Source organism: Elioraea sp. (assembly GCF_022842375.1).
Classification (GTDB): Bacteria; Pseudomonadota; Alphaproteobacteria; order Acetobacterales; family Acetobacteraceae; genus Elioraea_A.
In genome coordinates, this window is sequence record NZ_JALHPR010000026.1 from 59,685 (window position 1) to 73,067 (window position 13,383).

At 70.3% G+C, this 13,383-nt stretch carries 12 protein-coding genes and 2 pseudogenes; 8 read left to right on the top strand and 6 right to left on the bottom strand.

Going from position 1 to position 13,383, the window contains the following annotated elements; translation table 11 throughout:
- Nucleotides 1–27: 27 nt before the first annotated feature.
- The 5 genes and pseudogenes from Q0C38_RS18475 to dps all read left to right on the top strand — a co-directional run.
- A complete protein-coding gene (locus Q0C38_RS18475; protein WP_291298598.1) occupies nt 28–981 on the top strand; it encodes a ring-cleaving dioxygenase in 954 nt (317 codons plus the stop codon).
- Nucleotides 981–1,610 carry an alpha/beta hydrolase gene (locus tag Q0C38_RS18480; protein ID WP_291298599.1) on the top strand — a complete coding sequence of 210 codons (630 nt, stop codon included), beginning with the start codon at nt 981–983 and terminating at the stop codon, nt 1,608–1,610. Before Q0C38_RS18475 ends, Q0C38_RS18480 begins: the two co-directional genes overlap by 1 nt.
- A 31-nt stretch (nt 1,611–1,641) precedes the next feature.
- A complete protein-coding gene (locus Q0C38_RS18485) occupies nt 1,642–2,763 on the top strand; it encodes a kelch repeat-containing protein (protein WP_291298600.1) in 1,122 nt (373 codons plus the stop codon).
- Nucleotides 2,760–3,368, top strand: a complete 609-nt coding sequence (locus tag Q0C38_RS18490; RefSeq protein ID WP_291298601.1) for a histidine phosphatase family protein — start codon at nt 2,760–2,762, stop codon at nt 3,366–3,368. The genes Q0C38_RS18485 and Q0C38_RS18490 overlap by 4 nt, the downstream gene beginning before the upstream one ends.
- 44 nt (nt 3,369–3,412) lie before the next feature.
- A pseudogene (gene dps / locus Q0C38_RS18495) lies at nt 3,413–3,904 on the top strand (DNA starvation/stationary phase protection protein Dps); the annotation flags it as partial.
- Between the two features lie 8 nt (nt 3,905–3,912).
- On the opposite strand, the gene Q0C38_RS18500 reads toward dps, so the two are convergent.
- Both Q0C38_RS18500 and Q0C38_RS18505 read right to left on the bottom strand, forming a co-directional pair.
- Entirely contained in the window at nt 3,913–4,218 is a 306-nt protein-coding gene (locus Q0C38_RS18500; protein WP_291298602.1) for a P-II family nitrogen regulator, read from the bottom strand.
- A complete protein-coding gene (locus Q0C38_RS18505; protein ID WP_291298603.1) occupies nt 4,218–5,192 on the bottom strand; it encodes a sodium-dependent bicarbonate transport family permease in 975 nt (324 codons plus the stop codon). Before Q0C38_RS18505 ends, Q0C38_RS18500 begins: the two co-directional genes overlap by 1 nt.
- A 76-nt stretch (nt 5,193–5,268) precedes the next feature.
- Here Q0C38_RS18505 and parE point away from each other — a divergent pair, with 76 nt between their 5' ends.
- Together parE and Q0C38_RS18515 are read left to right on the top strand one after the other, a co-directional pair.
- The gene (gene parE / locus Q0C38_RS18510) at nt 5,269–7,236 is read left to right on the top strand and encodes a DNA topoisomerase IV subunit B (RefSeq protein WP_291298604.1); all 1,968 of its coding nucleotides are present in this window, start codon (nt 5,269–5,271) and stop codon (nt 7,234–7,236) included.
- Between the two features lie 27 nt (nt 7,237–7,263).
- Nucleotides 7,264–7,788, top strand: a pseudogene (locus Q0C38_RS18515) (DUF1989 domain-containing protein); the annotation flags it as partial.
- Between the two features lie 19 nt (nt 7,789–7,807).
- Here Q0C38_RS18515 and Q0C38_RS18520 read toward each other — a convergent pair.
- From Q0C38_RS18520 to Q0C38_RS18535, 4 genes are all read right to left on the bottom strand, one after another.
- Nucleotides 7,808–8,152, bottom strand: a complete 345-nt coding sequence (locus tag Q0C38_RS18520; RefSeq protein WP_291298605.1) for a hypothetical protein — start codon at nt 8,150–8,152, stop codon at nt 7,808–7,810.
- A complete protein-coding gene (locus tag Q0C38_RS18525) occupies nt 8,149–8,859 on the bottom strand; it encodes a hypothetical protein (protein WP_291298606.1) in 711 nt (236 codons plus the stop codon). Before Q0C38_RS18525 ends, Q0C38_RS18520 begins: the two co-directional genes overlap by 4 nt.
- Nucleotides 8,860–8,947: 88 nt before the next feature.
- Nucleotides 8,948–10,915 carry a methyl-accepting chemotaxis protein gene (locus Q0C38_RS18530; RefSeq protein ID WP_291298607.1) on the bottom strand — a complete coding sequence of 656 codons (1,968 nt, stop codon included), beginning with the start codon at nt 10,913–10,915 and terminating at the stop codon, nt 8,948–8,950.
- Nucleotides 10,916–11,078: 163 nt separating this feature from the next.
- Nucleotides 11,079–11,777: an alpha/beta fold hydrolase gene (locus tag Q0C38_RS18535; protein WP_291298608.1), complete on the bottom strand. Its 699-nt coding sequence runs from the start codon at nt 11,775–11,777 to the stop codon at nt 11,079–11,081.
- A 241-nt stretch (nt 11,778–12,018) separates the two neighbouring features.
- Between Q0C38_RS18535 and Q0C38_RS18540 the strand changes: the two genes are divergently transcribed.
- The coding region (locus Q0C38_RS18540) for a DEAD/DEAH box helicase (protein ID WP_408870047.1) at nt 12,019–13,383 on the top strand (1,365 nt) is incomplete at its 3' end.

Here is a 13,383-nt window from a genome sequence, read left to right on the forward strand (position 1 = left end):
GGCCTATCCCCGCCGCGGAGAAACATCATGACAAGCAACACGATCGGGCGGCTTCACCACATCACCGCCATCGCGGCCGACCCAGCCGCCAACCTCGCCTTCTACCAGGACGTGCTCGGCCTTCGCCTCGTGAAGAAGACCGTGAACTTCGACGACCCGGGCACCTACCACCTCTACTACGGCGACGAGGTGGGCAGCCCCGGAACGATCCTCACCTTCTTCCCCTATGTCGGCGCGGCCCAAGGGCGCCATGGCACGGGCCAGGCGGAGGAGATCGCCTTCGCCATCCCGCCCGCCGCGCTCGGCTTCTGGATCGACCGGCTTGCGGCGAAGGGCGTCGCGGCCGACCAGCCGACGAAGCGCTTCGGCGAGACCGTGCTCGCCTTCCGCGACCCCGACGGGCTGCTGCTCGAGCTCGTGACCGACAGCGAGGCGGCGTCGCTGCCAGGCCATGCGGTGGGTGACGTGCCGGCGGAACACGCGATCCGCGGCTTCCGTGGCATCACGCTCTGGCTGGGTGACGTCGCCCCCACGGCACGGGTGCTGACGGAGGTGCTCGGCTACGTCGCGGGCCCTGTGGACGGCGCGCGGCACCGCTTCACCCACCCGGGCGGCGGCATCGGCAGCATCGTCGACCTTCGCGCAGCACCTGGCTTCTGGGCGGGTGCGCAGGGGGCGGGAACGATCCACCACGTCGCGTTCCGCGCGGCGGATGACGGCGCGCAGGCGGCCTCGACCCGCGCTCTGGCGGGCCAGGGCCTCCGCGTGACGCCGCAGCAGGACCGGAACTACTTCCGCTCGACCTATTTCCGCGAGCCGGGCGGGGTTCTGTTCGAGATCGCGACGGATGATCCGGGCTTTGCGATCGACGAGCCGAAGGAGAGCCTCGGTGAGAAGCTGATGCTGCCTTCGCGCTACGAGGCGCACCGCGCGGAGATCGAGGCGGTTCTGCCGAAGCTCGGCCAGAAGGAGGAAGTGTGATGACGACCGCGACGGTCGATCGCGCCACGTTCGTCCACCACGTGGAGGTGCCCCGCAACAACGGGGCACCGACGCGCGCCCTCCTCCTGCTGCACGGCACGGGCGGGAACGAGCATGACCTGTTGCCGCTCGGCCGTGCGGTCGCTCCCGATGCGGTGCTGATCAGCCCGCGCGGGCAGGTACTCGAGGCCGGCATGCCGCGCTTCTTCCGCCGCCTCGCCGAGGGCGTGTTCGACGAGGCGGACGTAGTGGCCCGCGCGGCGGAACTCGCCAGCTTTGCGCGCAAGGCAGCCGGTCGGCACGCGCCCGGGCTTCCGCTCACCGCGCTCGGCTTTTCGAACGGAGCGAACATCGCGGCGGCGCTGATGCTGCTGCACCCAGATGTGCTTGATGCCGCGGTATTGCTGCGCCCGATGGTGCCGCTGGTGCCGGCCGCGTTGCCAGACCTTGCGGGCCGCCGCGTGCTCGCGCTCAACGGCATGGCCGACCCGATCGCCACGCCCGCGATCGGCGCGCGCATCGTTGCCCTGCTGCGCGATGCCGGTGCTGATGTCGATGCGCGGATGCTGCCGGCAGGCCACGGGCTGACGCAGGCCGACGTGGATGCGGCAGCAGCCTTCCTGCGCTAACCTCGCGGCCTCGACGCAAGGGAGGCGGACCATGACGCTCGCACGACGATCACTGCTCGCAACGGCATTGTCCGCTCCCTTCATCGACCGCGCAGCGGCGCAGTCACCGCAGGGTGGGGGACACGCCCACCACGGCGACATGTTCCACTCCCTCCGCTCGCCCGGTGGCGTTCCCCTGCCGCCACAGACCGCCCAGCAATGGGTGACGGAAAGCCCCGCCCCCGCCGGCCCGCCAGGGCGGTGGGAGGCGCGGGCGGCGTTGCCGCTGCCGCGCAGCGAGATGGCCTGGGGCGTTGCGCTGAAGGGCCGCATCCACATCATCGGCGGCTATGGCGAACAGCGGGTCGACCGCAACTACCACCATGCGTACGACCCCGCCCGCGATGCGTGGGTGGAACTCGCCGTGCTGCCGCGGGGCGCCAACCATGTCGGCGTGGTGGCCGACGAGGGGCGCGGCGTGATCTACGCGCTCGGCGGCTTCGTCGAGCAGAACCGCACGCCGCATAGCGACTGCTTCGTGTGGGATGCTGCCGCCGATCGCTGGCAGACCATCGCGCCGCTGCCGCGCCTGCGCGGCGCTGGTGCCGCCGTGATGCTCGACGGCATGGTGCACCACATCGGCGGCGCCGGTGACGGGGCGGACCGCGCCTCCGTCGCCTGGCACGAGATCTACGATCCCGCGGCCGATCGCTGGACCGTCGCGCGCCCGCTCCCCGCCGGGCGCGACCATACCGGCACCGTGACGTTCGGCGGGCTGATCCACGTCATCGGCGGGCGGTTCAACGATTTCGGCCACAACACCGCGCTGCACCACGTGTACGACAAGGCGACGGACCGCTGGTCGCTCCGCGCGCCGCTGCCCACCGCGCGCTCCGGCCAGGGGGCCGGGGTGGTGGGCGACCGCATCTACATCATGGGCGGCGAAGGCGGCACGCCTGGCGGCCCCTCCGGCCCGCCGACGGGCAACGTGTTCGGCCAGATGGAAAGCTACAGCCCAGCAACCGACACGTGGCTGCACCACGCGCCGATGCCCACACCGCGCCACGGGCTCGGTGCCGCGGCGGTCGATGGCCGCATCTACGTCGCCGGCGGCGGCCCGATCGTCGGCGGCGGGGTGCAGAGTGCCGTGCACGAGGTGTTCATCCCGGCATGACGATGCGACGGCGGATCGTTCTCGGCGCCGCGCTGGCCGCGCCCTTCGCGGCACACGCCGCGCCGCAGCTGATCGCAGCACTGCGCGAGGGCGGGCTCACGGTCTACATGCGACACGCGATCACCGATCGGTCGCAGTTTGACACCGGCAGGCTCGGCGACCGCGCCGGGCAGCGTAACCTCTCTGCCGCCGGCCGCGCGCAGGCAACGCGGCTTGGCCAGGCGATCCGCGCGCTTTCCATCCCCGTCGGCGCCGTGCTCGCGAGCCCGGTGTTCCGGGCCGCCGATACCGCGGAACTCGCCTTCGGGGCCGATGGATACCGCGTCGAACCGTTCCTGACGGCGGATGACTACACGCCCGACGCGGCGCTGCTTTCGGCCAACATCGCGCGCACCCGTGCCAGGCTCGCCGAGGCGCCGCGGAGCGGCAGCGACATCCTCGCCAATGACATTCTGGTGGGCCATATCGTTCCGCTTGGCATGATCATCGGCCGGTCGCTGTCGCAGGCAGAGTTCCCCGAAGGCGCTCTCGCGCTGTTCCGGCCGGGAGCCCCGACATTGATCGGGATCGTGCCGGCAGAAGCGCTGATCGCTGCAGCGCCCTGATGGGTTGACGCAACCCTGGCCGGCACCAAACGTTAAGGCCAGCGAAGGAGACCGTGATGCACAAGACGCGAAACGACATTGCCGCCAACGCCCGCAAGGGGATCGTCGAGCTGCTGAACGCCAGGCTCGCCGACCTGGTCGATCTCCAGCTCGCCACCAAGCATGCGCATTGGAACGTGAAGGGACCGAACTTCATCGGCCTGCACGAGATGTTCGACGAGCTCGCCACCACCCTCGCAGCACCAATCGACGACATGGCCGAGCGCATCACGGCACTTGGCGGCACCGCGATGGGCAGCGTGCAGGCGGTGGAGAAGGCAACGTCGCTCGCCCCCATGCCGACCGATGTGTTCGACGGCATGAAGATGGTCGAGGCGCTAGCTGACCGTACGGCGGCGCTGGCGAAGTCGGTTCGGAACGGTATCGACGAGGTGGACGAGATGGGCGATGCCGACGCCGCCGACCTGCTGACCGCCCTGTCACGCCAGCTCGACAAGAACCTCTGGTTCCTCGAAGCGCACCTCCAGAAGGGCTGAGCGGGCTCTCAGTCGTACTTCGCCGGTCGCAGCACCTCCGCCGGCGAGACCCAGGCGAATACGGCGTAGCGGGGAAACCAGGCGGCGGCGAGATGCGCCATCACCGACGCCACCGTCTCGTCCTTCGCCACGAGCTCGAACCGCACTGTCGGCCCGTCGAAATCCGCTGGCCCCGTGGTGTCGAGTGCTGTGTTCCAGTGCCCCTCGCCATGCGTGAGGTTCCAGCCCCGCACGCCGAGGGTGCGGAGGTCGCGCGCGATCCTGTCGGCAATCTCGGCCTCGGCCACGATGGTGATGACGCGCAAGCTTGCCATCAGCCGCCTCCTGCAAGGGCGCGGGCAAGCGCCGCGTAGAGCGGCAGGCCAAGCGCGAGGTTGAACGGGAAGGTCACGGCAAGCGCTGCCGTCAACGCGAAGGCGGGGTTGGCTTCGGGCAGCGCGAGTCTGACCGCGGCGGGTGCGGCGATGTACGAGGCCGAGGCCGCGAGAATGGCGAGCATCGCGATGCCCCCCTCGCTGAGCCCCGCGGCGCGGCCGGCGAAGGCGCCGAGAACGCCGTTGAGCAGCGGCGCGATGATCGCGAAGCCGAGCAGGAACGGCCCGACGCGGCGAAGGTCGCCGAAGCGGCGCGCCGCCGTTACCCCCATGTCGAGCAGGAACAGCGTCAAGGCGCCGGCAAACCCCGAGGCGAAGAAGGGCGAGACGGGCGCGTAGCCACGCTCCCCCGTCAGCGCGCCGATGAGCAGCCCGCCCATCAGCAGCAGGATCGACTTTCCCGCCAGCACCTCTGCCGCCAGCGCGCCGAAGCCGGCACCCCCGCCCATCGCGCGGCGGCCGAGCAGCACGGCAACGGCGATGCCGGGTGCTTCCATCACCGCGAGCAGGGCCGGCATGAACCCCTCGACCGCGATGCCCGCGCCCTCGAGCCAGGCGAGCCCCGCGACGAAGGTGACGGCGGAGACCGAGCCGTAATGCGCGGCAACCGCCGCCGCATCGGCCGGCTCGAACTTCCCGATGCGGCGCAGCACCGGATAGCACCAGAGCGGGATCACCACCCCGATCACCACCGAGGTCACGAGCGGCAGCACCACGTCGGAGAGCGAGGAGGCCGACAGCGCCACCCCCCCCTTCATGCCGATGGCGAGCAGCAGGTAGATCGTGAGCCCCTGGTGCACCGGCTCCGGCAGGCGAAGGTCGCTGCCGAGCCTCTGCGCGGCGATGCCGAGGCAGAAGGCGAGCAGCATCGGCGACAGCAGGTTCTGGCCGAGAAGCGTGAGCGGTGCGTCCATCGCCGCTCACTGCCACAAGACCTTGTGGCGCGGAAGGGCGATGCCCTACTGTGCCTGCCCAACCCAGGAACACAGCATGAACGACCTGTTCGGCCCGAAAGGGGCCAAGGCAGAGGCCGCCTATACCGCCAAGGACATCGAGGTGCTGGAGGGACTCGAGCCCGTCCGTCGCCGCCCTGGCATGTATATCGGCGGCACCGACGAGAACGCGCTGCACCATCTCGTGGCAGAGCTGCTCGACAACGCGATGGACGAGGCCGTCGCCGGCCACGCCACGCGGATCGAGCTCACCCTCGGCGAGGGCGACTGGGTGACGGTGCGCGACAACGGCCGTGGCATCCCGGTCGATCCGCACCCGAAGTTCAAGGACAAGTCGGCGCTCGAGGTGATCCTCACCACGCTGCATTCGGGCGGCAAGTTCGGCGGCAAGGCCTATGAGACCTCGGGCGGTCTGCACGGCGTCGGCGCCTCGGTGGTGACCGCGCTGTCGGAGACGATGGAGGTCGAGGTCGCGCGCGACCGTACGCTCTGGACGATGGCGTTCTCGAAGGGAAAGCCGACGAGCAAGCTGCGCAACGCCGGCCCGGTGAACAACCGCCGCGGCACCGAGGTGCGGTTCCGGCCTGACCGGACGATCTTCAAGGACGGGCATTTCCGACCGCAGCGGCTGTTCCGCATGGCCCGCTCGAAGGCGTACCTGTTCCGCGGCGTCGAGATCCGCTGGAAATGCGACGCCTCGCTGATTGCCAAGGATGACACGACGCCGCCGGAGGCCGTGCTGCACTTCCCCGGCGGGCTCGCCGACTTCCTCGCCGCCGCGACCGAGGGGCGCGAGGCGTTGACGCGGCGGCATTTCGCCGGCGAAACGGCCATGGAGGGCGGCGGCAAGGTGGAGTGGGCCATCACCTGGCTGCTGGCAGGCGAAGGCTTCCTCAACGCCTACTGCAACACGGTGCCCACACCCCTCGGCGGCACGCACGAGCAGGGGTTCCGCGCAGCACTCCTGAAGGGCCTGCGCGCCTATGCCGAGATGGTGGGCAACAAGCGCGGCGCGCAGGTGACGGGCGAGGACCTGATGGGCAGCGCTGCGGCGATGCTGTCGGCCTTCATCCGCGAGCCGCAGTTCCAGGGCCAGACCAAGGACAAGCTGACCACGGCCGAGGCCGCGCGCTGGGTCGAGAATGCGATCCGCGACCGGTTCGACCATTTCCTGACCGGCGACCCCGAGACGGCGGCGAACCTGCTCGCCTTCGCCATCTCGCGGGCGGAGGAAAGGCTGGCCCGCCGCGAGCTCGCGACGACGGTGCGCAAGAGTGCGACGCGCCGCCTCCGCCTTCCCGGCAAGCTCGCCGATTGCGCGCGCGAGGAGCGCGAAGGATCGGAGATCTTCATCGTCGAGGGCGACAGCGCCGGCGGCTCGGCCAAGCAGGCGCGCAACCGCGAGACGCAGGCGGTGCTGCCGCTGCGCGGCAAGATCCTGAACGTCGCCTCGGCGTCAGCCGACAAGCTGAAGGCCAACCAGGAGCTGAAGGACCTGATCGAGGCGCTCGGCTGCGGCACGGGCAGCGCGTTCTCGCTCGACCGCCTCCGCTACGGCCGCGTCATCATCATGACGGACGCGGATGTCGACGGCGCGCATATCGCTGCCCTGCTGATGACGTTCTTCTATCGCGAGCTGCCCGAGCTCGTCCGCCGCGGCCACGTGTTCCTGGCCCAGCCGCCGCTCTACCGCCTCTCGGGCGCGGGGCGGACGGTGTATGCGCAGGACGATGCCGCGCTCGATGGTGCGCGGAAGCAGTTCAAGTCCGGAACGAAGATCGATGTCAGCCGCTTCAAGGGGCTTGGCGAGATGCCGCCGGCGACGCTGCGCGAGACGACGATGGACCCGAAGCGCCGCACCCTGCTCCGCGTCGTCACGCCACCGGAACTGTTCGCGCGCACGCAGGATCTCGTCGAGGCGCTGATGGGGCGGAAGCCGGAACTCCGCTTCGCGTTCATCCAGGAGAACGCCGCGAGCATGGACGCGGAGGCGGTGGATGTGTGAGCGGCCGCAACGCAGGGCGACCTCAACCTCTGGAACGCCGATGACCTCTCGGAGCACCTCTTCAGCGGCAAGACGCGCGCGATCCACGCCACGCACGTGACAACGGGCGACGGGTTCTGGTCGAGCCTGCCGCATCTCCGCCCGATGGCTGTGATCACGCACGACACGCTTGGCTGTACGGGCGGGACGATGATGGCGCGGGCATCCACGACGGGTACGCGCTGCGACCCGTACACGAACCGGCTGCTGAACGGCACCGACTTCCACCGCTGCTGCCACTCCAACTTTCGCGTGCACTCGGCGCCCTGCTCGGCAAGCCCGCGCGGGAGGTCGTGCATGACGGGCGACGACATCGAGTTCTTCGCCGAGATCGACCTCATCGGCGCGCTCTCCGCCTGCCCGGGCGGCGATTGCGGGCAGACGCACTCAACCGACGCCGTCACCTGCTACGCGCTGAAGGTCGAGGTGTTCGACGCCGACGCGGCCTCGCTCGCGGGCTGGACGCCACCGCCGGCCAACGGCTATCCGCGAAGCCACGGCGAGGCGCCGTAGTGGGATGCGCGGCCTGGCGTCAGCGGCCGATCGTGCCGCGGATCGCTTCGCCTGCGTCATCGAAGCAGAGGCACGGGCTGCCGGCGGGAAGCAGGTTGCGCGTCACGCAGGCCGGACCCCGCTCAGCAACGCAGCGGTTGGAGTGCTGCACGACTGGGCGCGCTGCGGCAGCCGGTGGCGCGGCGGCTCCTCCCTGGAACCCGAGCGAGCGCGTCGGCGCCGGGCCGCACATGCGCATGATCTCGCCCGCGGGGACGCCGCGTCCCACCATGTCTGCCGTGAGCCAGTCGGGGCAACTCGCGCCGGCCGGCGCGGAGGCCGCGACGACAAGCGCAAGGGCGGCAAGCGCTGCGCGCGCGATCATGCCGGCCTCATGCAATTGTCGGGTGCAATCGTTCCCGCGCCCTCGCGCACGCGCAGGCTCGGGCCGATCTGGCTCGGCTGCCCCGCGGCGGTCGTTGGCATGACGATCTCGATCATCGTCGCACGTGCCGCATGGGCGACGCAGAGCGGCAGCGGCGTTCGCGTCTGCTGGCCGGGGTCCTCGACCTCGAGGTAGACGATCGGCACGTCGATCTCGGTGATCGGCGCGCGGCCGAAGATGAACACCTGAAGCCGCCAGTCATCCGGGCTGATCCGCCAGACGAGATCGAAATTCTCCATCGCCGGCAGCGGCAGCGTCACGGCACGGACAGCGACGTCGGCGCCGGCAAGGCGGATCTGCAGCCGGCGGATGAACCACTGGTTGTTTTCCTGGCGCGCCATCGTGCGCAGCCGCGCCGCCTCCTGCTGTGCGGCGGTGACGATCTGCTTCGCCTCCGCCTCCGCCGCCGCGACCACCTCGTTCCGCCGCTGCACGCCCCAATCGTAGAGCGCCATGACCGAAACGACAGCCGAGGCGCCGAAGAAGCCGACGGAGAGCCAGAACCGCTTGCGCTTGTCGAGCCAGGCGGGCTGGCTGTTGATGAGCAGTCCAACACCGGTGGCGATCAGCAGCACCACCAGGAAATACGGGCCGAAGCGGAAGAAGCTCTCCGCGAACCCCGTCACATCGGCCGCCGATCCAGGCATGGCCCGACCCCCCCTCGCGTTCTGCGAGCAGTCATCAGGCTAGCACGGAACGATCCTGGCAAGGGTGATGGAGATCAACCCCACGCTGTCACGCGGCGCGGCGGACCTCGTCGAGGAACCGGCCGACCTCGGCAGAGAGGGCGCGCGCCTCGGTGCCGAGCTCGTCTGCGGTGCCGCGCACCGTCTCCGCCGCGACGCCGGTCTCCTCTGCCGCGCTCGAGACGGCGCCGATCGTCGCCGACACGGCCTGCGCCCCGCCGGCGGCCTGCTGCACCGAGCGGCTGATCTCGGCCGTCGCCGCGCCCTGCTCCTCGACCGCCGCGGCAATCGAGCTGGTCACGCCGTTCATCTCGCCGACGACACGGCCGATCGAGGCGATCGCCTCGACCGCGGTCCGCGTCGCCCCCTGCATGTCCTGGACCGTGCGCGCGATCTCCTCGGTTGCCTTGGCCGTCTGCCCGGCGAGGTTCTTGACCTCGGAGGCGACGACGGCAAAGCCCTTGCCGGCTTCGCCCGCGCGCGCCGCCTCGATCGTCGCGTTCAGCGCGAGGAGGTTCGTCTGCCCCGCGATGTCGCTGATGAGGCGGACAACGTCGCCGATCCGCACCGCGGCGGTCTCGAGCGCCCGCATCTGCGCCGTTCCCTCCTCGGCGATCGTCACCGCCCCGCGCGCCACGCTGGCCGACTGCATCACCTGGCGGCTGATCTCGTTGAGCGAGGCGGCAAGTTCCTCGGCGGCAGCGGCGACCGACTGCACGCTCGCCCCCGCCTCCTCGGCTGAGCCGGCGACCTGCGCTGCATCGCGGGCAAGCACGCCCGCCGTGCCACTCATCGTCTCCGCCGTGCCACGCATCGCCTCGGCACGCTGCCCGACGGTGCCGACGCGGGCAGCGACCGAACGCTCGAAGCCATCGGCGAGGACGGCCATCGCGGCGCGCTTCTCAGCCTCTGCCCGTGCCTCGGCCAGCTCCTGCTCGTGGCGCAGGCGCTGCGCTTCGATCCTGTCATTGCGGAATACTTCAACGGCAGCCGCCATCGCGCCGATCTCGTCGGCACGTCCCGCACCTTCGACCGTGACCGCGACGTCACCCGCCGCGAGGTCCTGCATTGCCGTCGTCATCCGCCGGATCGGGCGGACGATGGGGCGCGAGAGCAACAGCCCGGCGAGAGCGGCGAGCATGAGCACGCCGAGGGCGGCGAGGGCAACGAAGACGAGGCCGTCAGCCTGCGCGGCGATCTGCGGCGACAGGTCATGCACGATCTCGACAACGCCGATGGCGCGGCCTCCGGCATCGTTCAGCGGCAGGACCGCGACCGCAAGGTGCTTGCCGCCTGCCTCGGCGCGCATCGTTCCGGTGCGGCCTGCGAGGGCGCCCTCGTGCAGCGCGGAGCCAAGGTGGGGCGCGCCGGCGAGCGTCGAGCCGACCATGGCGAGTTCGTTCTCGGCGCGACGCAGTACCGTCACGTCGGCGCCAACGCTGGCGGAAAGCCTTTTCAAAACCGGTTCGGCAAGGCCAAGTGCCACATCAACGACACCGATCGTGCGGCCTTCGTGGATGATCGGCCCGACGCCGAAGATGGCAATGTCGCGCAGCGCCGCTTCGAGCCCCTGCTGCGGGCGAGCGGTCCGGACTGCCTCAGTCACGGTGCTGCGGCGGTCGGAGAGATCGTCGCCATGCGCATTGGGGTTCCAGACGCGCAGGAACGCAATGGCCGGTGCCTTGTGCACGTTCACGCGCGCCCCCGGCAGGCTCGATGCCGCCGCGACCTGCGTCTCCTTCAGCAGTGCGAGCGCCGCCGCGCGGTCATCCCGGAGCAATGCCTCGGCAAGCGGCGGCAGGGCCGCGAGCGTTGCGGCGGCGAGGGCGAGCCGCCGCGCTTCCGCATCGAGCGCGCTGGTGAACTGGGTGATCGAGGCAACGGCACGACGCTCGGTCTCGGCAGCCGTCTCGTTCCTGTCATGGATGATGACGACAGAGCCAAGCACCGCGGACGCGACGCCCGCAACGAGTGCGGTGACGCCGATGACGCGGGCGCCGATGCTCTTCAGGATCATGCTCTCACTCCATCACACGGTGCGCAACACACCGATTCAAAGGGCCATCCGGGCCGTCGCGATCCGTCGCTGTTGAGCAGTGCGAGGTTAAGGGACCCGCAACGCGGGCAGCGGCTCGGCCGAAGGCGCGATCGCGCCCCTAGCCGAAGGCGCCTTCACGCCCCTAGCCGAAGGCGGCTTCCCGCCAGAGGCGCATCAGCGCCGTCACGGCCTGCGGCCGTTCCATCGTCGCGAGATGGCCGCACTCCTCGATCACGGCCAGCCGCGCGCGGGGAATGCCGGCTGTGATCTCCTCGGCCTTGTCGAGCGGCGTCAACGCATCCTGCCGGCCGCAGATCACGAGCGACGGACACGCGATGGCAGCGAGCGACCGCCGGCTGTCGACCCGCCCCATGATCGCGTTCTGCTGGCGGAGGAACGCCTCCGGCCCGACACGCTCGGCCATCGCCATGATGCTGCCGGCGAGCGGCTCCTCCGCCACGCGGTCAGGATGGACGAAGAGCGGGAGCAGCCTGGGCGTCACGCCCTTGAACTCGCCGGTGCGGGCGAGTTGCATCAGCCCGCGGCGGCGTGCCGTCTGCTCCTCGGTATCGGCGGTCGCTGCGGTGTCGAGGAGACAGAGACGGGCCACGCGCTCTGGCGCGCGGCGGAGGATCTCGAAGGCCACGTACCCGCCCATCGACAGCCCGGCGAGGTCGAACACCGGCGGGGCCTCATCGAGCACGCGGGCTGCCATGGCGCCGATGCTGTCGTCGCGCGTGAGATCGGCGACGGCGACGGGCCCGGGAAGGTGACGGACCTGGTGGTCCCAGAGAGCGTGGTCGCAGATCAGCCCGGGGAGGAGCAGGAGGGGATGGGTCATGACGCGAGGCTACGCGCCGCCTCAGGGCACTTGAAGCATGCGGCACGCACCTGAAGCCCCACGCAGGCGCATGCCTGCCTCCCGCAGCGACGGCGCGAAATACGCAGCTTGGGAGCGGGTTTCCTTGACTTCGGGGCGGTTTTTCCCATAGTGCGCCGCATCACGTGGTGCGCGCATCCCGCGCCCGCCGCGCTGTGCAGGATATTCCGTGAACCAGAGCCTTACCCCTGACGGCGCAGAAATGGCGCCGGACGTGCCCGAGGATGTTGCGCCCCAGCAAGACGCAGCGAACACCGCAGCGACGATGGACGCCGCCCCAGAGGCACTACCGGACGCTGAGCCGGAGGCCGAGGCCGAGCCTGAGGCCGAAGCGGCACCGCCACGCCCGGTGTTCGCCGACCTGGGCCTGTCGGACGAAGTGCTGCGCGCCGTCACCGATGCCGGCTACCTGCACCCGACGCCGATCCAGGAACAGGCCATCCCCATCGTTCTGATGGGCCGTGACGTTCTCGGCTGTGCCCAGACCGGAACGGGCAAGACCGCCTCGTTCACCCTGCCGATGCTTGACATCATGAGTTCGGGCCGCGCGCGCGCGCGCATGCCGCGGGCGCTGATCCTCGAGCCGACGCGCGAACTCGCCGCACAGGTGGGCGAGAACTTCACCAAGTACACGAAGTACCTGAAGTTCGAGTACGCGCTGATCATCGGCGGCGAGAGCATGGGCGACCAGATCGCCCGGCTGAACCGCGGCGTCGACGTGCTGATCGCAACCCCTGGCCGTCTGATCGACCTGTTCGAGCGTGGCGGGCTGCTGCTGTCCGACGTGCGCATGCTCGTGATCGACGAGGCTGACCGGATGCTCGACATGGGGTTCATCCCCGATGTCGAGCGCATCGTCTCGCTGCTGCCGCGCATGCGCCAGACGCTGTTCTTCTCCGCCACCATGCCGCCCGAGATCCGCCGGCTGGCTGATGCGTTCCTGATGAACCCGAAGTCGATCACCGTCGCCCCGCCGGCGACCGTGGCGGCAACGGTCGCGCAGAACCTTGCGATGGTGCGCGAGCATGACAAGCGCGAGGCGCTTCGCCGCTTGGTGCGGTCCGAGGACGTGAAGAACGCGCTCGTCTTCTGCAACCGCAAGCGCGACGTCGACATCCTCTGCAAGAGCCTGCAGCGGCACGGGTTCAACGCCGGCCAGCTGCATGGCGACATGACGCAGCCGAAGCGGACCGAGACGCTCGAGCGGTTCAAGCAGGGCGAGATCAGGCTGCTCGTGTGCTCCGACGTCGCGGCCCGCGGCATCGACATTGGCGGCCTCAGCCACGTGTTCAACTTCGACGTTCCGTTCCACGCCGAGGACTATGTCCACCGCATTGGCCGCACCGGCCGCGCCGGGCTGTCGGGCCGCGCCTTCACCATCGCGACGGTGGAGGAGGACGAGGCGCTCGCCGCCATCGAGAAGCTGATCGGCAAGCCCATCCCGCGCATCCAGGTCGAGGGGCTCGACCCCGTCTCGCTCGACATGGTGGCCGATCGTCCGAAGGGTCGCGGCCGTGGCCGCCGCCCAGGCGCCCGCGGGGCGCCACCGTCGCGCGACGCGGCGGAG